Source organism: Saccharothrix sp. BKS2 (genome assembly GCF_047689505.1).
GTDB lineage: Bacteria > Actinomycetota > Actinomycetes > Mycobacteriales > Pseudonocardiaceae > Actinosynnema > Actinosynnema lopnurensis.
The window spans coordinates 479,704-499,900 of sequence record NZ_JAUQOL010000004.1 but is presented as its reverse complement, the minus strand read 5'-3'; the positions used below and the strand labels follow the sequence as shown (position 1 = coordinate 499,900).

Genomic DNA, 20,197 nt, shown 5'->3' with positions numbered 1-20,197 from the left:
GAGTGTTTCGGACGGCGCGGGGGTCAGAGGGCGCGGAACGAGTCGGTGTTGCCCCGCTCGGCCTCGCGGTAGGTGCGGGCCGTCTCGGTCAGGCGCTCACCGACGCCGCCGAAACCGGGGCCGAGCGCGCCCATCCCGCTCAGCACGTCGCCGGACGGGCCCACGTGGCCGGCCGCGAAGCTCTGCCCCACCGCGTCGTCGCCCCAGCACGCGCCCAGGGAGTCGAGCGCGACGCCCAGGTCGCCCGCGATCTTCCCGGCGCGCTCGGCGAACGCGCCGAAGTCCTGCGCCCCCTCGGTGAGGCGGGCGAGGTCGGTGTGGAAGCCGGTCATCTCAGGTGCCTCCCGGTGGCGTCGACGTCCAGCCAGTCGCGCTGCTCGAAGTCCTCGTCTTCGTCGACCCGGCCGGGCCGCGCGGACGGCGCGATCTCCTCGGGCCTCAGGTCGGCGGTGCCGCGCACCAGCGCCTCCGGGTCGGTCCCGGCGGGCAGCGCCGGGCCCAGCGCCCGGTAGGTGCGCTCGGCGGCCAGGGCCACGGCCTCCCGCGCGGTGCGCACGACCAACTGGGCGAGCTGCGGGGGCCGCAACCGGTAGGCGGCGTCGGTCAGCTCCAGGTCCGTGAGCGTGCCGCGGGCGTCCACCACCGCGGTCACCTCCCCGCCCGGACTGCTCGCGGCAGCCGTCACCCCGGCCAGGTCGCGCTGCACGGACGCGAGCTGCTCTCGGCTGCGCCGGTAGTCGGCGAGCAGCTCGTCGACCCGGGCGCGGTGATCGGTCGTCACGGCCACCTCCGGTTCCAACCGTCGCCGGGCATGGTCGTCGGTCGCGCGTTGGACGTTACGACCCGGCACCCGGTTCCGGGGCCCTTCGGGGGAAACCTGTGCGCACGGCGCGTCGCACGTGAGGGACCCTCGGGTCCGGCGCTACCCGCGCAGGGCCCGGACCACCCGCGACGGGCTCGGCCGGCCCAGCCGCTCCGCCATCCACGCGCTGGTGTCGGCGAGCCGGTCCAGGTCGAAGCCGTGCCCGATCCCGAGGCCGTCGAGCATCCACACCAGGTCCTCGGTCGCCAGGTTGCCGGTCGCGGACTCCGCGTAGGGGCAGCCGCCCAGCCCGCCGGCCGACGAGTCGACCGCGGTCACGCCCGCCCGCAGCGCGGCCAGCGTGTTGGCCAGCGCCTGGCCGTAGGTGTCGTGGAAGTGCACGGCCAGCCGGTCGACGTCGCCGAACGCCGCCAGCAGCGCGGTGACCTGCCCCGGCGTGGCCACGCCGATGGTGTCGCCCAGGGACAGCTGGTCGCAGCCCATGTCCAGCAGGCGCTTGCCGACCCCCACGACCTGCTCGCGCCCGACCGCGCCCTCCCACGGGTCCCCGAAGCACATGGAGACGTAGCCCCGGACCCGCAGCCCCTCGGCCTTGGCGCGGGTGACCACCGGGTCGAACATGGCGAACTGCTCGTCCAGGGACCGGTTCAGGTTGCGCCGGGCGAAGGACGCGGTGGCGCTGGCGAAGATCGCGACGTGGTCGACGCCCGCCGCGAGCGCCCGCTCCAGGCCGCGCTCGTTGGGCACCAGCACCGGGTAGTCGACGCCGGCCCGCCGGTCCAGGCCGGCCAGCAGCTCCTCGGCGTCGGCGAGCTGGGGCACCCACTTCGGGTGCACGAAGCTGGTCGCCTCCAGGACCGAGGCGCCCGCGTCGGCCAGCCGGTCCAGGAACTCCAGCTTGGTGGCCACGGGGACCACCCCGGACTCGTTCTGGAGGCCGTCCCGCGGTCCGACCTCCCAGATCGTGACGCGGTCCGGCAACCCGTCGCCCGCGACCGCCTCCGGCAGGCCGACCTCACGCGCGCCCATTCGTGCTCCTGCCCTCCTGTAGGTGCCCGCCGTCGAGCACTCGACCCAGCGCCGCGCGCACCTCCGCCACCGCCGGGATGTCGTCGAACTCCAGCGGCCCGTCCGCGGCCGACTCGACCACCAGCGTGCCGCAGCCCAGCAGCCGGTCCAGCGCGCCCTGCTCGAAGCGGACGTCGTGGACCAGTTCCAGCGGCAGGTTCAGCCGAGCCTTCCGGACCACGCCGATCCGGCACATGACCCGCCGGTCGGTGACGACGAAGTGCGTGGTGAGCCAGCGCAGCACCGGCGCGACCACCAGCCACGCCACCAGCACCGCGGTGACACCGGCCAGCACGAACCACGCGGTCGTCGCCCACGTCAGGGCCGACACGGGTCCCGCCAGCGACGCGCCGCCGAGGGCCAGCGCGACCGACGCGACCACCGGGAGGAACAGCGCCCTCCAGTGGGGGTGCTTGTCGATCACGACGTGCTCGCCGGGTCCGAGCAGGTCGTCCGGGTGGGCCACGGCGGTCCCCTTCGGTGGCTGGTGCTCGCCTCACCGTACCCGCAGGTGCACCACGTCCCCGGCGGAAACGGGGTGGTCGGCGCCCGTTTCGTCGCGGACCACCAGGGTGCCGTCGTCCGCCACGTCGCGGGCGGTGCCGAGCAGCGCCACCCCCCGGGCCAGCTCGACCCGGACCGGGTGGCCCAGCGTGGCGCAGTGCGCCCGGTACTCCTCGCGCAGCGCCGGGTCGTCGCCCGCCAGCCCGCGCCACCGGGCCTCCAGGTCGTGCAGCTGCCGGAGCAGCGAGACGGCGAGTTCGGTGCGGTCCACCGGCGCCGCGGCGTGGTCGGCCAGGCTGGTCGGCGCGAGGCCGCCCGCGCCGGGCTCGACGTCGGCGGGCAGCCTGGCCACGTTGAGGCCCACGCCCAGCACCACGGCCTCGTCGGCGGTGACCTCGGCGAGCACGCCCGCGGCCTTCGCACCGCCCACCAGCAGGTCGTTGGGCCACTTCAGGGTGGCCCGGACGCCCGCGTCGGCCGCGGCGCGGACCAGGGCGACCCCGGCCAACAGGGTCAGCCACGGCACGCGCTGCGCGGGCACGCCGACTGGGCGGAACAGCACGCTCAGGTACAGGCCGCCGGTGGGCGAGACCCAGCCGCGGCCGCGCCTGCCCTGGCCCGAGAGCTGCTCCCCGGCGATCAGCGCGGTGCGGTCGGGCGCGCCCGAGCCCGCCGCGGCGCGCAGGTCGGCGTTGGTCGATCCGGTGCTGGCGACGACGTCGACGGCGGCGTAGGGGCCGACGAGCCGGTCGCGGAGGGTTGCGGCGTCCACGGGTGTGCAGGGTAGGAGCGGCCCGCACCGCGCGCTGTGTCGGAGCGGTGTGGAGGCGGGGCGGGCCGCTCCCGCCAAGCCTGCGACCTCCAGCGCGCTGGAGGTCAAATCGACCGATCGTGACCTGGGCTACTAGCCCGGACGGGGCCTGGCGCAGCCGGCTAAGCTGCCCGGTCATGAGCAGTGCGACCGCCCCCGTCGGCGAGGAGCCGGACGTCCACACCACGGCCGGGAAGCTGGCCGACCTGCACCGGCGCAACGAGGAGGCCGTGCACGCCGGCTCGGCGCGCATGGTCGAGAAGCAGCACGCCAAGGGCAAGAAGACCGCCCGGGAGCGCATCGAGCTGCTGCTGGACCCGGGTTCGTTCGTGGAGCTCGACGAACTGGCGCGGCACCGCTCGACCAACTTCGGCCAGGACCGCAACCGGCCCTACGGCGACGGCGTGGTGACCGGCTACGGCACCGTCGACGGCCGCCCGGTGTGCGTGTTCAGCCAGGACGTCACGGTGTTCGGCGGGTCCCTCGGCGAGGTGTACGGCGAGAAGATCGTCAAGGTCATGGACCTGGCGATCAAGACCGGCCGGCCGATCATCGGCATCAACGAGGGCGGCGGCGCGCGCATCCAGGAGGGCGTCGTCTCGCTGGGCCTCTACGGCGAGATCTTCCGCCGCAACGTGGCCGCGTCCGGTGTCGTGCCGCAGATCTCGCTGATCATGGGCGCGAACGCGGGCGGGCACGTGTACTCGCCGGCGCTCACCGACTTCGTGGTCATGGTCGACCAGACCTCGCACATGTTCATCACCGGCCCGGACGTGATCAAGACCGTCACCGGCGAGGACGTGGGCTTCGAGGAGCTGGGCGGCGGCCGCACCCACAACACCAAGTCGGGCAACGCCCACTACCTGGGCGCCGACGAGGAGGACGCCATCTCCTACGTCAAGGAGCTGCTGTCCTACCTGCCGGCCAACAACCTGGCCGAGGCGCCGGTGTTCGACGCGCCGGACGACGTGGTGCACGGTTCGGTCGAGGACTCGGTCACCGACTCCGACCGCGAGCTGGACACCCTCGTGCCGGACTCGGCCAACCAGCCGTACGACATGCACGAGGTCATCACCCGGGTGCTGGACGGGGGTGAGTTCCTGGAGGTCCAGCCGCTGTTCGCGCCGAACATCCTGATCGGGTTCGGCCGGGTCGACGGCCACTCGGTCGGCGTGGTGGCCAACCAGCCCACCCAGTTCGCGGGCTGCCTGGACATCGACGCCTCGGAGAAGGCGGCGCGGTTCGTGCGGACCTGCGACGCGTTCAACATCCCGGTGCTGACCTTCGTCGACGTGCCCGGCTTCCTGCCCGGCACCGACCAGGAGTGGAACGGCATCATCCGGCGCGGCGCGAAGCTGATCTACGCCTACGCCGAGGCCACCGTGCCGCTGGTCACCGTGATCACCCGCAAGGCGTACGGCGGTGCGTACGACGTGATGGGGTCCAAGCACCTCGGCGCGGACGTCAACCTGGCGTGGCCGACGGCGCAGATCGCGGTGATGGGCGCGCAGGGCGCGGCCAACATCGTGCACCGCAAGACCCTGGCCGCCGCGGTCGACGGCGGCGAGGACGTCGACGCGCTGCGGGCCCGGTTGCAGCGCGAGTACGAGGACGCGCTGTGCAACCCGTACGTGGCGGCCGAGCGCGGCTACGTGGACGCGGTGATCCCGCCGTCGTTCACCCGGGCGCAAGTGGCCCGTGCGCTGGCGATCCTGCGCGACAAGCGCGAGGTGCTGCCGCCCAAGAAGCACGGGAACATCCCGCTGTGAGCGCGCAGCCGCACCTCCGGGTCGTGCGCGGCAACCCGGACGACGAGGAACTGGCCGCCCTGACCGCCGTCGTGGCGGCGCTCGCGTCCCGGCCCGCGCCGCAGGCCGCGGCACCCCGCCGCTCGGCGTGGGCGGACCGCTCGCGCCTGGTCCGCCGCCCCCTCCACGCCGGCCCCGGCGCGTGGCGGTCCTCCGGCCTGCCCTAGCACTCCACCCGGCGGCTGGTGACCTGCGTGGCGACGTCCCGCAGGACGCCGACCTCGCGGCACCGGACGCCGTCGGGCACGCGCAGGCGGACCCGCATCCACATGCGCCCCGCCGCCACCCGCGCCTCCAGCACCTCGACGCCGTCCTCCCCGGCCACCGCGCCGGGGACGGCGTCGAGGCGGCGCAGGGCGCGGGCGGTGGTCGTGACCTCGCCCATGACCCGGCTCTCGACCCGGTCGCCCGCGTCGGCGAAGGGCCAGAAGGGGACGCCGTACCCGACCGGGTCGGTGGACACGACCTTCAGCGCCACCCCCAGCACCGCCACGGCCGGCAGGACGAACAACCACCGGCGGCGACCGCGACCCCGGTCCGCCCGACGCACCACCAGAGCCCAACGCTGCACCTCTCCGAGGTTGCCCAACGGTGGCGGGGCGCGCATCGGTAGATCTACGCAGCCGGTTCGCGCGGCGCCGCCCAGCCCAGGCCCAGCAGCGCTCCCCCCGGCGCCGTCCACCCGCTCGGCCTACCGCGAGCCACCCGCCCCGTCCCCCTTAGGCTTCCGACCGTGCGCTTCGTCCTGGCCTCGCAGTCACCCGCCCGCCTAGCCGTCCTCCGCGCCGCCGGCGTCGAGCCCGAGGTCCGGGTCTCCGGCGTGGACGAGGACGCCCTCGCCGCCTCGCTGACCGACCCCACCCCCGAGCAGCTGGTCACCGCGCTGGCCCTGGCCAAGGCCGAGGCCATCGCCGGCGGCTCCACCGGGGACGAGGTGGTCGTGGGCTGCGACTCGATGCTCCGCACCGCCGACGGCGAGGTGCACGGCAAGCCCGGCACCACCGACGTGGCCCGCGAGCGGTGGAAGCGGATGGCGGGCACCACCGGCACCCTCCTCACCGGGCACGCCGTGCTGCTGGTGCGGGACGGCGTGGTCGTCGACCGGGCCGTCGACCACGAGTCGACCACCGTCCGGTTCGGCCGCCCCACCGACGACGAGCTGGAGGCGTACCTCGCCACCGGCGAGCCGCTGCACGTCGCGGGCGCGTTCACGCTCGACGGCCTGGGCGGCTGGTTCGTGGACGGCATCGACGGTGACCCGTCCAGCGTGATCGGCATCAGCCTGCCGCTCACCCGCCGCCTGCTGCGCAAGGTCGGCGTCTCGGTGTCCAGCATCTGGTAGCGGTTGTCACACTTCCCCCGATCCGGGAAGTTCCCCCTGGGCGTCGAGCGTTGGGGGAGCCGATGAACGAGTTGCTGACGCGTCGCCGGCACATCGACTTCGGTCGCCGGACGAGTACGGGTTGTCACCCCTGACACCCCGTCTCCCGTCCCCGCGCACCCACCGGAGCAGTCGTGTCGTTCATCCGCACCTACACCAAACCGAAGGTCTTCGGCCTCACCGTGCTCGCCGCGCTCGTCCTGGGCGCGCTCACGGGCTACCTCGCCCAGGCGACCGACCAGGCGTGGCTCACCACCACCCTGAACCAGGTCGGCGACGTGTTCACCAGCCTGTTGCAGTTCACCGTCATCCCGCTGGTGTTCACCGCGATCGTCGTGGGCATCACGAGCCTGCGCCGCCTGGGCACGAACCGCGCCGCGCGGCTCGGCGGCAAGACGCTGCTGTGGTTCGCCATCACTTCCCTGATCTCGGTGTCCATCGGCCTGGCCATCGCGTTGATCTTCAGCCCCGGCTCGGGGGTGCAGGTCCAGCCGTCGGAGTCGGCGGTGGAGCGGCTCGCGGCCCGCGACCCCGGCTCGTGGAGCACGCTGCTGGAGACGCTGGTCCCGAGCAACCTGTTCGCCGCCTTCACCGAGGGCGAGGTGCTCCAGGTCGTGTTCATCTCGGTGCTGGTCGGCTTCGCCGCCTTCGCCCTCGGTGACCGGGCCGAGCCGTTCGTCAACCTCACCCGGTCGGTGTTCGACCTGATCCAGAAGGTCGTCGGCTGGATCGTGCTGCTCGCGCCGATCGGCGTGTTCGGCCTGATCGGCACCGCGTTCGCCACCTACGGCAACTCGTTCGTCCGCCCGTTGTTCTCGCTGATCGCGGCCGTGTACGGCGGAACGCTGCTGGTGCTGTTCGTGGTGTACCCGGTGCTGCTGCGGTTCGTCGGCCGGGTCAGCCCGGTGACCTTCTTCGGCAAGGCGTGGACGGCCATCCAGTTCGCGTTCGTGTCCCGCTCGTCGGGCGCCACGCTGCCGCTGAGCCGGCAGACCGCCGCCAACCTCGGCGTGGACCAGGACTACGCGTCGTTCGCCGTGCCGCTGGGCACGACGACCAAGATGGACGGCTGCGCCGCGGTGTACCCGGCCATCGCGACGGTGTTCATCGCGAACCTGTTCGGCGTCGAGCTGGGCCTCTGGCAGTACGCGGCGATCATCGCGGTGGCCGTGTTCGGCTCCCTGGCGACCGCGGGCACCACGGGCTGGTTCACCATGCTGACGCTGACCCTGGGCGCGGTGAACATGCCGCCGGAGGTCATCGCCACCGGCGTCGCGGTCGTCTACGCCATCGACCCGATCCTGGACATGGTCCGCACCGCGACCAACGTCGCCGGCCAGATCACCGTCCCGGTCCTGGTGGCGCGCACCGAGGGCCTGCTCGACGACGAGGTCCTCAACGCCCCCAGCGAGCCGCCCCTCCTGTCCGCCACCCCCCGCACCCCGGTCCCGGCCTGACCCGCCCCCTCAACCCACCCAACCTGAACGTACGACTCACCCAACCTGAACGTACGACTCGCGAGCCCTGAACGTACGACTCGCGCGGCGCGAGTGTTCGACACGCGCGCGAGTCGTACGTTCAGGACCACCGTGTCGTACGTTCAGGACCCCCGAGTTCAACGTTCAGGACGACACGGGCTCAGTCGCCGCACGGGCCGAGGTCGGCGGCGTCCGGCACGACCGCCGGCCAGCCGGGCAACAGCTCAGGCGCCTCGACCACCGCCGTGCAGCCCAGCTCGTCACCCCCGTCCACCAGCGAGAACACTTGCGCGAACCGCTCCGCGCAGTCCACCCCGGCCGGGCACTCGCGCTGCACCGCCACCACGTCGGCCACCGCGTCCCGGTTCACGTCGTGCAGCCCCAGGTGGCCCCCGCTCGACACGTAGGGCACCTGCGCCCGCGACCACGCCCCCGACCGGCGCACGAGCACCTCGCCGCGCACCTCGGACCCGACCTCGCCGCGCACCAGGCACACCCCGACCTCGGCGTCCACGCACTGGAGCGACCGCTCGGTGATCTCCGCCCCGGACGCGGCGATGGTCAGCTCGAAGACGTTCGGCCCCGACGCCCCCGACGCGCGGATCCGCCCCACCCCCGAACCCACCAGCAGCGCCACCGAGTCGGACCCGACCCGCTGCTCCACCACCGGGCGGCACGCCTCCGCACCGCACCTCAGCTCGTCCCGGGGCGGCTCCGAACCGGTCGTCGCGGGCGATCCCGGGCGCGTCGACCACGCGAAGGCCAGGCCCGCGACCGTGGTGACCACGGCCAGGCAGGCGACCAGGAGCACAGCTGCGGGTGGACGCGTCACGGTCGCCGATTGTTTCACCGAAGCGTGAGCTGTCTCTCGGCCACCGCGTACTGTCGGGTCACTAAACTCCCCCTCCATTGCCGCTCCATGTCCAGCGTTGCAGGAGGTAGGACGTCGTGTCGCTGCGCAAGGTCCTCGTCGCCAACCGCGGTGAGATCGCAGTCCGGGTCATCCGCGCCTGCCGGGACGCCGGTCTGGCCAGCGTTGCCGTGTACGCCGATCCGGACCGCGACGCCCCGTTCGCGCGGCTCGCCGACGAGTCGTTCGCCCTCGGCGGCAGCACCCCCGGCGAGAGCTACCTCTCGGTGGACAAGCTGCTGGACGTGGCCAAGCGGTCGGGCGCCGACTCGGTGCACCCCGGCTACGGCTTCCTGTCCGAGAACGCCGACTTCGCGCAGGCCGTCCTGGACGCGGGCCTGACCTGGATCGGGCCGACCCCGCAGGCCATCCGCGACCTCGGCGACAAGGTCACCGCCCGGCACATCGCCACGCGCGCGGGCGCGCCGCTGGTGCCCGGCACCAAGGACCCGGTCGGCGGCCCGGACGAGGTCGTGGCGTTCGCGCGGGAGCACGGCCTGCCGGTTGCGATCAAGGCGGCGTTCGGCGGCGGCGGCCGCGGCCTGAAGGTCGCCCGCACGCTGGAGGAGATCCCGGAGCTGTTCGACAGCGCGGTGCGCGAGGCCGTCACCGCGTTCGGCCGCGGCGAGTGCTTCGTCGAGCGCTACCTGGACCAGCCCCGCCACGTCGAGGCCCAGGTCCTGGCCGACCAGCACGGCAACGTCGTCGTCGTCGGCACGCGCGACTGCTCGCTCCAGCGCCGCCACCAGAAGCTGGTCGAGGAGGCCCCCGCGCCGTTCCTGACCGACGAGCAGCGCGCGGCGATCCACACCTCCGCGCGGGCCATCTGCAAGGAGGCCGGCTACCACGGCGCGGGCACCGTCGAGTACCTGGTGGCCCTGGACGGCACGATCTCCTTCCTGGAGGTCAACACCCGCCTCCAGGTCGAGCACCCGGTCAGCGAGGAGACCGCGGGCGTCGACCTGGTGCGCGAGCAGTTCCGGATCGCCGCGGGCGAGCCGCTGCGGTTCACCGAGGACCCGACCCCGCGCGGCCACTCGATCGAGTTCCGCATCAACGGCGAGGACGCGGGCCGCAACTTCCTGCCCGCCCCCGGCACCGTGACCACGTTCACCGCGCCGTCCGGCCCGGGTGTCCGGGTCGACGCGGGCGTGGAGAGCGGCACGGTCATCGGCGGCCAGTTCGACTCCCTGCTGGCCAAGCTCATCGTCACCGGCGAGGACCGCGCGCAGGCCCTGGAGCGCGCCCGCCGCGCCCTGGACGAGATGGTCGTCGAGGGCATGGCCACCGTGCTGCCGTTCCACCGCGCGGTCGTGCGCGACCCGGCGTTCGTCGGCTCCGACGCGGGATTCAGCGTGCACACCCGGTGGATCGAGACCGAGTTCGACAACACCATCGCCCCGTTCACCGGCGGCGCGGAGGCCGAGGAGGCCGAGGCGCGGCAGACCGTCGTGGTCGAGGTCGGCGGCCGGCGGCTGGAGGTCTCGCTGCCCGGTGACCTGGCGGTCTCCGGTGGGGGCGGCGGGCAGGCGGGCGCCAGGGCCAAGCCGCGCAAGCGCGCGGGCGGCGGGTCCGGCGCGGCCGTGTCCGGCGACGCGGTGACCGCGCCGATGCAGGGCACGATCGTGAAGGTCGCGGTGGAGGACGGCCGGCAGGTCGAGGCGGGCGAGCTGCTCCTCGTGCTGGAGGCCATGAAGATGGAGAACCCGGTCACCGCGCACAAGGCCGGCGTGGTCACCGGCCTGGCCGCCGAGCCGGGCGCGACCGTCACCCAGGGCACGGTCCTGTGCGAGATCAAGGAATAGGCTCGGTGGGGTGAGCGAGCGGGAGATCCGGATCGGCGACGCGGAACGCGAGCACGCCCTCGAACTGCTCGGCGCGCACCTCGGGCAGGGGCGGCTGACGGTGGACGAGTTCGGCGAGCGCTCCGCCCGCGTCGCCACCGCGAGGACGCGCGGCGAGCTGCTGGTCCTGTTCGCGGACCTGCCCGCGCCGCGGCCGGAGTTCAGCCGGGTCGCCCCGCTGCCGCCGGCGGACCGACCGGGCCGCGCCGCCCTGTTCTCCCCGAAGGTGTCCGGGGTGCTGCTGCCCGCGGCGATCGCGCTGTCGGTGGTGCTGTTCCTGGTGTCGCGGTTCAACCCCTACGTCTTCCTGATCATCCCGGTGGTGCTGGTGATCGCCGGCCGGATGGGCAACCGGTGAGCGCGCCGTCGCTGCTGCTGCTCGACCTGGACGGCGTGCTGCGGCGGTTCGGGCCGGACGCGCCGCTGGAGGACCGGTTCGGGCTGCCGCGCGGGACGCTGGCGCGGGTGTCGCACCCCCTGTCCCGGCCCGCGGTCGTCGGCGAGGTCACCGACGAGCGGTGGCGCGCGACCGTGCGGGACCAGCTGGTCCGCGACGGCGTCCCGGCCGACCGGGCCGAGGGGGCGGTGGCCGCGTGGACGCGGGCCGGCGAGGTGATCCCCGAGGCGCTGGAGCTGGTGCGGCGGGCGCGGGAGCGGTGCCGGGTGGCGCTGCTGTCCAACGCCACCGACCGGCTGCCGCGCGACCTGGCGGAGCTGGGCCTGGACCGCGAGGTGGACGCGGTGGTGACCTCGGCGCGGCTCGGGGTGGCCAAGCCGTCGCCCGAGGCGTTCCGGCGGGCCCTGCGGGTGCTCCAGCACTCGGCCTCGGGCACGCTGTTCTGCGACGACCGGGCCGAGAACGCCGCGGCCGCCCGGACCGTCGGCATCGACGCGGTGCACACGCCGGACCTCCCCGCCCTGCACCGCGCCCTGTCCTCGCGCGGCCTGCTCGACGGCGGGACCACCGGTCCGGTCGACGGCCCCGGCGGCGCGCTGCTGGTGGTGCTGCACGACCGCGGGGACGCGGAGGAGGCGGCGCGGGAGCTGGCGGACGCCGGGTGGTCGCCGTGCGCGGTGCACCGGGACCTGCTGGCCGGCGAGGACGACGCCGAGGACGCCGACTGGGTCGTGGAGCTGGTCACCGGGCCCGACGACCAGCCGGCCGCGGCGCACCGCGGGCTGCTCGAAGAGCTGGCCGCCCGCTACGACGGGTTCGTCACGGACTAGTCTGCGCGGCCATGGAGGCCGTGGAGATCAACGCGGGTGAGTTCTACCTGCGGCAACTGCGCGCCGACGACCGCATCGACGACCGGGCGGCGTTGGTGCGCGGCGGCCTCTGCCCCGACCCGGACGCGGCCGGCGCGCACATCGCCGAACGCGCGCGGCGCTGGCACGCCGACGAGAGCTGCTCCTGGGCGGTGTGCGACCAGCTCACCGGCGTCGCGGTCGGCCAGGTCGAGCTGGCGATGACGGGCGAGCTGACCTGCTGGACCACCCCCGAACTGCGCGGTCGGGGCGTCGCCACCCACGCGGTGGCCGCCGTGCTGCGGTTCGGGTTCGGGTTCCTCGACCTCGACCGGATCACCGCCCGGCCACCGGACGACCCGGGTGACGCGGTCTCCGCGGCGCGCCGGGTGGCGGTGAAGTGCGGATTCGTCACAGAGGGTCCACATCCGGTGTGGACACGGCTACGGTAGGTGCTCATGAGGGCCGCTCGCGTGATCATCGCCACGTTGTGCGCGTTGACGATCTGCGCTTGCACGCCCTTACCCGAGAAGACCGCGGACGGCCGGTCCGAGGAGCACGACATCGCCTCCGCGACCACCGCGCCGTCCCTGCCGCCCAGACCCCGGGAGGTCCGGCTGGACGGCCTGGACCCGTGCGAGGTGCTGCCGGAGGAGCAGCGGCTGCTGCTGAGCCTCGACCACCCGCCGAACCCGTACGTGGAGTCGGGCTTCGGCAACGCGAAGGCGTGCACGATGCGCAGCGGCATCAGCGGGAACGTGGCGCGGCTCGCCCTCGTCACAGCTGAGGGAGTCGGTGTGTGGCTCGACGAGAACGCCCAGGTGGACGCCCGGCCGACGACGGTGGGCGGATTCCCGGGACTGATCGTCCGCACACCGGGTATGGACCAGGTGTGCAACGTCGAGGTGGACGTGGCGGAAGGGCAGTTCCTGGACGTCATGTTCCGCGACGGCGGGAATGAAACGAAAGCGACGCAGGAGACGCTATGCCTGGGGGCGCAACGGGTGGCCGAGGCGGCGATCGCCGCTTTGCTGCAACGGGGCTGACCCACGCGGGGGATGGTGCGCGCCACCTACTCCCCGTTGTCGGACCCTCTGGCTAGAGTGACCCTGCGCGACGGGAACGTGACGTGAATCGGGAAAGACGGGAGGTCGTCCATGTCGTCGGAAGACCACGGGCGTGGTGCCGACACCGGCTCACCACCGCCCGTGTCGCACACCCTGAACGTGGAACCCGGTGCCATCCCCGGGCTCCGCAGCGCGTTCGCGGGCGCGCTCACCAAGCTGGACCAGCAGATCGAGCTCGCGATCACCGAGATCAGGGTGCGGCCCTGGGCGGGTGACCCGGTGAGCCAGGACGCCGCCGAGCAGTTCAACGAGCGGTCCCTGGAGTCGGGCGACTCGGCGCTGGCCGCGCTCCAGAACTACCAGCAGCAGCTCAAGTCGGCCATGGACGCGTTGAACCTGGTCGAGCGCCAGTACCAGTCCATCGAAGACGACAACACCGGGTTGATGGGACAGCAGGGCGGCCGCTGAGCACCCGGCGCAGGCAAGGGGAATCTTCATGCCCGATGGACACCGCTGGAGCGGGTACAGCCACGAAGAGCTGTACCGGCAGATCAACTCCGGTCCGGGACCGGGGGCCTCGCACACCTCGGTGGCGCGCTGGGTCGGCGTCTCGTCGGCGTTGGCGGAGATCAACGCCGAGCTGCACGCGGGCGTCCTGCGCTCCGGCGCCAGGTGGGAGGGCACCGCGGCCGACCAGGCACGGCACGGCATCAACCCGCTGGCCGCGTGGGCGGACGAGGCGCGCACCGGCGCCGAGATGATGCGCACGTCGGCGGAGCTCCAGGCCGACCACATCGCCAAGGCGCGGGCCGACATGCCCGCGCCCGTGCCGGTGACCGCGGAGAAGCCGAACCCGGTCGTCGGCCTGCTCACCGCGCTGGTCGGCGGGCAGACGGACTTCGAGAAGCAGGAGCAGGCGCAGGACGCGGCCGAGCAGCGGGCCCGCGAGGTCATGGCCACCTACGCGTCGAGCACCTCCTCGAACACCAGCACCCTCGGTCAGTTCCACCAGCCGCCGCAGCTGGTGATCAGCGCGCCGGACGTGGTGCGCAACGACGGCGCGGGCGTGCCGGGGCACGGCTGGGCCTACGGCGGGTCGCGCGGGCGCGGCGGGTACAGCGGCGGTCGGGGCAGGCCCGGTGGCCGCGGCGGGCGGGGCACGGCTCCGGCGCACCGCCCCGGCACCGCGTCGCCGGGCGGCGGCGGCACCACCGGCGCGTCCTCGTCGTCGTCCCAGCAGCAGTCCAACACCCGGCCCGCGTCGGCCCAGGCGCCCACGACGGGCCCGACCACCGGCGCGCACGCCCCGGGCGGCGTGGTGGGCGGCACCGGCCAGGACCGCCGCAAGCAGTCCGGGTCGGCCTCGTCGTCCTCGTCCCCCGGCGTGTCCAACGACACGACGGAGCAGCAGGGCAGCGCCGGGCAGCAGTCGATCGGCGGCCCCGAGCACCGGGTGCCCGTCGGCACGACGTCGGTCAGCTCGGCCGATTTCGGCGCGTTCGCGACGGCCAACGCCCAGCACGCGGCGACGGCGGGTCCGGGCGGTTCGGCGGGCACGATGATGGGCGCGGGCCAGGCCGGCAACAACGACACCGTGCACAAGCGGACCGTGGCGGCGGCGCCCGTCCCGGCCTCGTTCGACCCGTTCGGCGGGCTGGGCGCGGCGCGCGGCGCGGTGGAAGAGGAGGAGGACGCCACGCACGACGCGGCCGACTACCTCCGCGAGACCGACGACATCTACGGGATCGGCGGGTTCTCCCCGCCGGTCATCGGGGAGACCACCACCCGCTGATGACGACCTTCGGCCTGGACCTGGGGCTCAACGACGTGCGCGAGCCGGTGACGATCTCGGCGTTGGAGTTCGACGTGCTGTGGGAGCACCTGCGGCTGGAGACCATGCCGCTGGTGCTCAAGGTGCCGTCACCGGGCAAGACGCACGCCGAGCGCGGGGAGCTGGAGCGCCGGGCGTGGACGGACCTGGAGCGGCGGGGCCTGGGCCGACCGGTCTCCCTGGACCCCATGCTGGAGGACCTGCTCCACCTGCTCAACCGGCCGCAGCGCGAGGTGGACGGCCGGCTGTGGCTGGGCCGCAGCGTCCGCGTCCTGGCGGCCGCCAAGGGCCAGTCGGCCGTCCTCGCGGTCCTGGACGACGACCGGCTGACCCTGCGCCCGGCCTCCAGCGAGGGCCTGCACCGCGAAGCCCTCTCGACGCTCCCCCCGCTCCCGGCCGGACCGGGCCACTCGGTGACCCTGCCCAGCGCCGACCTGGACGCCGCCGCAGCGGCCGCCGCCACCCCCGACGACCTGGTCGGGGCCCTGACCTCCCGAGGCGTCCGCCCGGACGACGCCCAGACCCTGGCCGACATGTTCCGCGACGTCTCGTCCCGGGGCCAGTTCGGCGTGGCCCACCGCGACAAGTGGGGCAAGCGGGTGCGCCCGGCCGACGTGGTCGCCTTCTTCGACACCCCCGCCGGCCGCTACCTCCAGCTCCGCCGCTCCACCCCGGGCCAACAACCGTGGTCCACCGTCTCCCCGGTGGACCACCGCCGCCTCCTGCACCACCTGGAATCCCTACCCACCCCCTGACCCTCCCGCGAGTCGTACGTCCAGACCTCGCGAGTCGTACGTCCAGACCTCGCGAGTCGTACGTCCAGGACCCCCGAGTTCAGCGTTCAGTACACCCTTCCGGGTGAAACGTGTACGGAATCGGCGTTCCGCCACTCGGTTCTGCATGATCCAACTACCGCCCGGCCTGCACGGGGTCCACCAGCGCGCGCACCTCCACCGGCAAATCGGCATCAAGGTGGTGCGCCGCGCCATCGAGGATGGTCGGCTGGTCAGCTACTGCCGCACGGTCCTCGTACAGCGGGAGCACATGCTCACCGTGCACGCCCGTGCCGCCGCGGCTCTGCTGATGGCGGGTCCGGAGGCGGCACTCGCCGGCCACACCTCCGCCTGGCTGCACGGCTGCACCGCCGCCGAGACCAACCGCATCCACCTGGCCCTGTGCTACGAGCGCCGGGTCCTGCCGCGCCCTGACGTCGCGATCCACTACCACAACTACGACGCGGCCGACGTGGTCAAGATCGACGGCCTGCGCTGCATGGTGCTCGACCAGGCGCTCACCGACCTACTCTGCCGCGGCCGCCGCAGCACGGCGCTGGCCTGCGCGGACCAGGCGCTCGCCGCGCTGCCGGCCGAACAGCGGACCGAGTTCAAGGCCAACCTCGCCGTGCGCCTCGCGGGTCGGCGCGATCCCCGTGGCCGACGGCAGGGCGTGTTCCTGCTGGACCTCGCCTCCGGGCTGCCCGAGTCACCGGCCGAGAGCACGCTGCTGCTGATGATCGCCGAAGCGGGCTTCCCGGTGCCCCGACCGCAGTACCCGGTGCGCGACCTGGACAACCGCGAGATCTGGCGGCTCGACTTCGCCTGGCCCGAGCAACGCCTGGCCCTGGAGTACGACGGCTACGCGGCGCACGTCGACAGGGCCGACGCCGACCAGGCCCGGGACGAGGACCTGCGACGACGTGGCTGGAAGGTGCTCCGGGCCGACGCCTCGGACCTGCGTGAGCCGACCAGGCTGTTCCGGCACCTGAGTGCCGCGCTCTCCCCGCCGCAACGCAGGAGTCGAGAGTTCCGAATGTAGAACTCGGGGGTCCTGAACGTACGACTCGCGCGACCTGAACGTACGACTCGCGAGGTCTGGACGTACGACTCGCGCGCGGGGTTAGGGGCCTATGCCCTGGCAGGGGCGGGTGCGGAGGTCGGCCACGTAGTCGCCGGGGGCGCCGGCGGCCTCGGCGGCGTCGGCCACCACGCCGATGTAGCGGGCCGAGGGCAGGCCCCCCTCGTAGGCGTCCAGGACGTAGAGCCAGGCCGTGACCGAGCCCTCCAGGGTCTGGACGCGCAGGCGGATCTTCCGGTACAGACCCAGCGCCCCCTCCCAGCGGTCCAGGCGGGACTCGTCACGCGGGCTCACGTCGTAGAGGACGCAGAACACCTGCGAGTCCGGGTCCTCGACGATGGTCGCGAGCGCGCCCTCCCAGCCGAGGTCCTCGCCCCCGAACGTCAGACGCCAGCCGGCGAGCCACCCGGTCCCCGCGATCGGGGAGTACGGGGCTCGCTCCATCATCTGGTTCGGGTCCATGTTGGATCCGTACGCGGCATAGAGCGGCACGCCCACAGCCTAGCGACCTCTCGATCACCGCGAGGTACCAGAAGACCGGACGACACGCCCCGGTACCCGACCGCGTACCTTTGACACGGCTGCGAACAGCGCAGACAACCCCGGAGGAGGACGTGGCGTGACCCGCATCGTCATCATGGGCGGCGGCCCGGCAGGTTACGAGGCGGCGCTCGTCGCGGCCCAGCACGGCGCCGACGTGACCGTCGTCGAGCGCGAGGGCCCGGGTGGCGCGTGCGTGCTCTACGACTGCGTCCCGTCGAAGACGTTCATCGCCTCCGCGGGTGGGCGCAGCGCCTTCCGCAACGCCGGTGAGCTGGGCATCCGCATGGACAACACCGAGGCCGCGGTCGAGCTGCCCGCCGTCCACGGCCGGGTGAAGGGCCTGGCGCTCGCCCAGTCCGCCGACGTCCGGGCGCGGCTCCAGCGGGAGGGCGTCCGCATCGTCAACGGCAGGGCGAAGTTCTGCGACGGCGCCCGCGGCCTGGCCCAGCACGAGGTCGTCGTGCTCGTCGAGGACGGCACCAAGGAGGTCCTGCCCGCCGACGTGGTGCTCATCGCCACGGGCGCGACCCCGCGCGTGCTGCCGGGCGCCGAGCCGGACGGTGAGCGGATCCTCACCTGGCGCCAGATCTACGACCTCCCCGAGCTGCCGGAACACCTGGCCGTCATCGGTTCGGGCGTCACCGGTGTGGAGTTCGCCTCCGCCTACACGGAACTGGGCGTGAAGGTGACGATGGTCTCCTCGCGCGACCGGGTGCTCCCGCACGAGGACGCCGACGCGGCCGCCGTGCTGGAGGACGTGTTCGCCGAGCGCGGCACCGCCGTGGTCAAGCACGCCCGCGCGGACCGGGTGGAGAACGTCGGCGACGGCGTCCTGATCCACCTGGAGGACGGTCGCAAGATCGAGGCCAGCCACGCCCTGATGACGGTCGGCTCGGTCCCCAACACCAGCGACATCGGCCTGGAGAAGATCGGCATCGAGCTGGGCCGCGGCGGGTACATCCCGGTCGACCGGGTCTCGCGCACGAACATCTCCGGCGTCTACGCGGCCGGCGACTGCACCGGCCTGCTGCTGCTCGCGTCCGTGGCCGCCATGCAGGGCCGCATCGCCATGTGGCACGCGCTGGGCGAGGGCGTCAGCCCGATCAAGCTCAAGACGGTCGCCGCGAACGTGTTCACCAACCCGGAGATCGCCACCGTCGGCATCAGCCAGCAGGCCATCGACTCCGGCGAGGTGCCCGCGCGCACGATCATGCTGCCGCTGGCCACCAACCCGCGGGCCAAGATGGAGGGCCTGCGCCGCGGCTTCGTGAAGCTGTTCTGCCGCCCGGCGACCGGCGTGGTCATCGGCGGCGTGGTGGTCGCGCCGAACGCCAGCGAGCTGATCCTGCCGATCGCGCTGGCCGTGCAGAACCAGCTGACCGTGGAGGACCTGGCGACCACGTTCTCGGTCTACCCGTCGCTGACCGGGTCGATCACCGAGGCCGGCCGCCAGCTCATGCGCCACGACGACCTGGACTGACCCCGACGAGGGGGCGGTGCCCGGGAGCACCGCCCCGACGGCTCACTCCACCCAGTCGAAAGTCCTGGTCACGGCCTTCTTCCAGAGGTGGTACCGCTCGGCCCGGGTCTCCTCGTCCATCGCCGGGTCCCACTGCTTGTCCTGCGCCCAGTTCTGCCGGATGTCGTCCTCGGACGCCCAGAACCCGACCGCCAGCCCGGCCGCGTAGGCGGCGCCCAGCGCCGTGGTCTCGTTCACCACGGGCCGGATCACCGGCACGCCCAGGATGTCCGCCTGGAACTGCATCAGCAGCTCGTTGACGACCATGCCGCCGTCGACCTTCAACGAGGTCAGCGCCACCCCCGAGTCGGCGTTCATGGCGTCGATGACCTCGCGGGTCTGGAACGCCGTGGCCTCCAGCACCGCGCGCGCCAGGTGCCCCTTGTTCACGAAGCGGGTCAGCCCGACGATCGCGCCGCGCGCGTCCGAGCGCCAGTAGGGCGCGAACAGGCCGGAGAACGCGGGCACGAAGTACGCGCCGCCGTTGTCCTCGACGGTGCGCGCGTGCTGCTCGACCTCGGCCGCGCTGGTGATCATGCCGAGGTTGTCGCGCAGCCACTGCACCAGCGACCCGGTCACCGCGATCGAGCCCTCCAGCGCGTAGACCTGCGCCTGGGAGCCGATCTTGTAGCAGACGGTGGTGAGCAGGCCGTTCTCGCTCATCACCTTCTCCGCGCCCGTGTTGAGCAGCACGAAGTTGCCGGTGCCGTAGGTGTTCTTGGCCTCGCCCGGCGACAGGCACGCCTGCCCGAACGTGGCCGCCTGCTGGTCGCCGAGGATGCCCGCGATCGGCACGCCGGCCAGCGCGCCGCGCTCCCGGACCCTGCCGTACTCCTCGGACGACGAGCGGATCTCCGGCAGCATCGACACCGGGATGTCCATGTCGGCCGCGATGCCCTCGTCCCAGCTCAGCGTGTCCAGGTCCATCAGCAGGGTGCGGGAGGCGTTGGTCGGGTCGGTGACGTGCACGCCCCCGTTCACGCCGCCGGTCATGTTCCACAGCACCCAGGTGTCCATGTTGCCGAACAGCAGGTCGCCCGCCTCGGCCTTCTCCCGCGCGCCCTCGACGTTGTCGAGGATCCAGCGCACCTTGGGACCGGAGAAGTAGGTGGCCAGCGGCAGGCCGGTCCGGGCGCGGTAGCGCTCCTGCCCGCCGCCGAGGTCGCCCAGCTCCTGGCAGATCCGGTCGGTGCGGGTGTCCTGCCACACGATGGCGTTGTAGACCGGGCGGCCGGTGGTGCGGTCCCACACCAGGGCGGTCTCGCGCTGGTTGGTGATGCCCACGGCGACGACGTCCCCGGCGGACAGGTCGGCCTTGGCCAGCGCGCCCGCCGCCACCTGGCGGGTGTTGGCCCAGATCTCGTCGGCGTCGTGCTCGACCCACCCGGCCCTGGGGAAGATCTGCTCGTGCTCCTTCTGGTCGACCGAGACCACCCGACCCGAGTGGTCGAAGATCATGCACCGGGTGGAGGTGGTGCCCTGGTCGATCGCGGCTACGTACTGCGTCATGC

General features: G+C 73.3%; 23 protein-coding genes. 14 read left to right on the top strand and 9 right to left on the bottom strand.

The features are described 5' to 3' along the window. Window positions 1-23: 23 nt before the first annotated feature. The 5 genes from Q5530_RS10890 to Q5530_RS10870 form a co-directional block, all read right to left on the bottom strand. Window positions 24-332 carry a WXG100 family type VII secretion target gene (locus tag Q5530_RS10890; RefSeq protein WP_415362035.1) on the bottom strand — a complete coding sequence of 103 codons (309 nt, stop codon included), beginning with the start codon at window positions 330-332 and terminating at the stop codon, window positions 24-26. Beyond that, on the bottom strand, window positions 329-781 hold the full coding sequence (locus Q5530_RS10885) for a YbaB/EbfC family nucleoid-associated protein (RefSeq protein ID WP_415362034.1): 453 nt from the start codon (window positions 779-781) through the stop codon (window positions 329-331). Before Q5530_RS10885 ends, Q5530_RS10890 begins: the two co-directional genes overlap by 4 nt. 141 nt (window positions 782-922) lie before the next feature. After that, the gene (locus Q5530_RS10880) at window positions 923-1,852 is read right to left on the bottom strand and encodes a hydroxymethylglutaryl-CoA lyase (protein WP_415362033.1); all 930 of its coding nucleotides are present in this window, start codon (window positions 1,850-1,852) and stop codon (window positions 923-925) included. Beyond that, a complete protein-coding gene (locus Q5530_RS10875) occupies window positions 1,839-2,357 on the bottom strand; it encodes a PH domain-containing protein (RefSeq protein WP_415362032.1) in 519 nt (172 codons plus the stop codon). Before Q5530_RS10875 ends, Q5530_RS10880 begins: the two co-directional genes overlap by 14 nt. 30 nt (window positions 2,358-2,387) lie before the next feature. Next, window positions 2,388-3,167 carry a biotin--[acetyl-CoA-carboxylase] ligase gene (locus Q5530_RS10870; protein WP_415362031.1) on the bottom strand — a complete coding sequence of 260 codons (780 nt, stop codon included), beginning with the start codon at window positions 3,165-3,167 and terminating at the stop codon, window positions 2,388-2,390. Window positions 3,168-3,343: 176 nt separating this feature from the next. Between Q5530_RS10870 and Q5530_RS10865 the strand changes: the two genes are divergently transcribed. Together Q5530_RS10865 and Q5530_RS10860 are read left to right on the top strand one after the other, a co-directional pair. After that, complete coding sequence (locus Q5530_RS10865) at window positions 3,344-4,975, top strand: acyl-CoA carboxylase subunit beta (protein ID WP_415362030.1); 1,632 nt, start codon at window positions 3,344-3,346, stop codon at window positions 4,973-4,975. Next, complete coding sequence (locus tag Q5530_RS10860) at window positions 4,972-5,181, top strand: acyl-CoA carboxylase subunit epsilon (protein ID WP_415362029.1); 210 nt, start codon at window positions 4,972-4,974, stop codon at window positions 5,179-5,181. Before Q5530_RS10865 ends, Q5530_RS10860 begins: the two co-directional genes overlap by 4 nt. Here Q5530_RS10860 and Q5530_RS10855 read toward each other — a convergent pair. Continuing rightward, window positions 5,178-5,585, bottom strand: coding sequence for a hypothetical protein (locus Q5530_RS10855; protein ID WP_415362028.1), 408 nt, complete (start codon window positions 5,583-5,585; stop codon window positions 5,178-5,180). The genes Q5530_RS10860 and Q5530_RS10855 overlap by 4 nt on opposite strands. Window positions 5,586-5,747: 162 nt before the next feature. Between Q5530_RS10855 and Q5530_RS10850 the strand changes: the two genes are divergently transcribed. Both Q5530_RS10850 and Q5530_RS10845 read left to right on the top strand, forming a co-directional pair. Continuing rightward, window positions 5,748-6,356, top strand: coding sequence for a Maf family protein (locus tag Q5530_RS10850; protein WP_380634694.1), 609 nt, complete (start codon window positions 5,748-5,750; stop codon window positions 6,354-6,356). 173 nt (window positions 6,357-6,529) lie between these two features. Continuing rightward, a complete protein-coding gene (locus Q5530_RS10845; protein WP_415362027.1) occupies window positions 6,530-7,852 on the top strand; it encodes a dicarboxylate/amino acid:cation symporter in 1,323 nt (440 codons plus the stop codon). 181 nt (window positions 7,853-8,033) lie between these two features. Here Q5530_RS10845 and Q5530_RS10840 read toward each other — a convergent pair whose 3' ends face one another. Next, entirely contained in the window at window positions 8,034-8,705 is a 672-nt protein-coding gene (locus Q5530_RS10840) for a hypothetical protein (RefSeq protein ID WP_415362025.1), read from the bottom strand. 116 nt (window positions 8,706-8,821) lie between these two features. Between Q5530_RS10840 and Q5530_RS10835 the strand changes: the two genes are divergently transcribed. From Q5530_RS10835 to Q5530_RS10795, 9 genes are all read left to right on the top strand, one after another. Continuing rightward, window positions 8,822-10,588: an acetyl/propionyl/methylcrotonyl-CoA carboxylase subunit alpha gene (locus tag Q5530_RS10835; RefSeq protein WP_415362024.1), complete on the top strand. Its 1,767-nt coding sequence runs from the start codon at window positions 8,822-8,824 to the stop codon at window positions 10,586-10,588. A 10-nt stretch (window positions 10,589-10,598) separates the two neighbouring features. After that, complete coding sequence (locus Q5530_RS10830) at window positions 10,599-10,985, top strand: DUF1707 SHOCT-like domain-containing protein (protein ID WP_415362023.1); 387 nt, start codon at window positions 10,599-10,601, stop codon at window positions 10,983-10,985. Next, window positions 10,982-11,854 (top strand): HAD family hydrolase, encoded by an 873-nt coding sequence (locus tag Q5530_RS10825; RefSeq protein ID WP_415362022.1) that lies wholly within the window; start codon window positions 10,982-10,984, stop codon window positions 11,852-11,854. The genes Q5530_RS10830 and Q5530_RS10825 overlap by 4 nt, the downstream gene beginning before the upstream one ends. An 11-nt stretch (window positions 11,855-11,865) precedes the next feature. After that, window positions 11,866-12,324, top strand: a complete 459-nt coding sequence (locus tag Q5530_RS10820; RefSeq protein ID WP_415362021.1) for a GNAT family N-acetyltransferase — start codon at window positions 11,866-11,868, stop codon at window positions 12,322-12,324. A gap of 6 nt (window positions 12,325-12,330) precedes the next feature. Further along, a complete protein-coding gene (locus Q5530_RS10815; protein ID WP_415362020.1) occupies window positions 12,331-12,918 on the top strand; it encodes a DUF3558 domain-containing protein in 588 nt (195 codons plus the stop codon). A 162-nt stretch (window positions 12,919-13,080) separates the two neighbouring features. Beyond that, the gene (locus tag Q5530_RS10810; RefSeq protein ID WP_415362019.1) at window positions 13,081-13,407 is read left to right on the top strand and encodes a transcriptional regulator; all 327 of its coding nucleotides are present in this window, start codon (window positions 13,081-13,083) and stop codon (window positions 13,405-13,407) included. A gap of 28 nt (window positions 13,408-13,435) precedes the next feature. After that, on the top strand, window positions 13,436-14,731 hold the full coding sequence (locus Q5530_RS10805; RefSeq protein WP_415362018.1) for a PPE domain-containing protein: 1,296 nt from the start codon (window positions 13,436-13,438) through the stop codon (window positions 14,729-14,731). Further along, window positions 14,731-15,525 carry an ESX secretion-associated protein EspG gene (locus Q5530_RS10800; RefSeq protein WP_415362017.1) on the top strand — a complete coding sequence of 265 codons (795 nt, stop codon included), beginning with the start codon at window positions 14,731-14,733 and terminating at the stop codon, window positions 15,523-15,525. Before Q5530_RS10805 ends, Q5530_RS10800 begins: the two co-directional genes overlap by 1 nt. 145 nt (window positions 15,526-15,670) lie before the next feature. Then, window positions 15,671-16,585 carry an endonuclease domain-containing protein gene (locus tag Q5530_RS10795; RefSeq protein ID WP_415362016.1) on the top strand — a complete coding sequence of 305 codons (915 nt, stop codon included), beginning with the start codon at window positions 15,671-15,673 and terminating at the stop codon, window positions 16,583-16,585. Between the two features lie 81 nt (window positions 16,586-16,666). Here the strand turns inward: Q5530_RS10795 and Q5530_RS10790 are convergent, their stop codons facing one another. After that, the gene (locus tag Q5530_RS10790) at window positions 16,667-17,116 is read right to left on the bottom strand and encodes a gamma-glutamylcyclotransferase family protein (RefSeq protein ID WP_415362015.1); all 450 of its coding nucleotides are present in this window, start codon (window positions 17,114-17,116) and stop codon (window positions 16,667-16,669) included. Window positions 17,117-17,243: 127 nt separating this feature from the next. Here Q5530_RS10790 and Q5530_RS10785 point away from each other — a divergent pair, with 127 nt between their 5' ends. After that, on the top strand, window positions 17,244-18,647 hold the full coding sequence (locus Q5530_RS10785; RefSeq protein ID WP_415362014.1) for an NAD(P)H-quinone dehydrogenase: 1,404 nt from the start codon (window positions 17,244-17,246) through the stop codon (window positions 18,645-18,647). Between the two features lie 42 nt (window positions 18,648-18,689). On the opposite strand, the gene glpK is transcribed toward Q5530_RS10785, so the two are convergent. Then, a complete protein-coding gene (gene glpK / locus Q5530_RS10780; protein WP_415362013.1) occupies window positions 18,690-20,195 on the bottom strand; it encodes a glycerol kinase GlpK in 1,506 nt (501 codons plus the stop codon). Between the last annotated feature and the right edge of the window lie 2 nt (window positions 20,196-20,197).

Coding starts and splice junctions, on each gene's coding strand:
- Q5530_RS10890 (WP_415362035.1), bottom strand. CDS start 332: ATGACCGGCTTCCACACCGACCTCGCCCGCCTCACCGAGGGGGCGCAG.
- Q5530_RS10805 (WP_415362018.1), top strand. CDS start 13,436: ATGCCCGATGGACACCGCTGGAGCGGGTACAGCCACGAAGAGCTGTAC.
- Q5530_RS10815 (WP_415362020.1), top strand. CDS start 12,331: ATGAGGGCCGCTCGCGTGATCATCGCCACGTTGTGCGCGTTGACGATC.
- Q5530_RS10820 (WP_415362021.1), top strand. CDS start 11,866: ATGGAGGCCGTGGAGATCAACGCGGGTGAGTTCTACCTGCGGCAACTG.
- Q5530_RS10865 (WP_415362030.1), top strand. CDS start 3,344: ATGAGCAGTGCGACCGCCCCCGTCGGCGAGGAGCCGGACGTCCACACC.
- Q5530_RS10800 (WP_415362017.1), top strand. CDS start 14,731: ATGACGACCTTCGGCCTGGACCTGGGGCTCAACGACGTGCGCGAGCCG.
- Q5530_RS10795 (WP_415362016.1), top strand. CDS start 15,671: ATGATCCAACTACCGCCCGGCCTGCACGGGGTCCACCAGCGCGCGCAC.
- glpK (WP_415362013.1), bottom strand. CDS start 20,195: ATGACGCAGTACGTAGCCGCGATCGACCAGGGCACCACCTCCACCCGG.
- Q5530_RS10880 (WP_415362033.1), bottom strand. CDS start 1,852: ATGGGCGCGCGTGAGGTCGGCCTGCCGGAGGCGGTCGCGGGCGACGGG.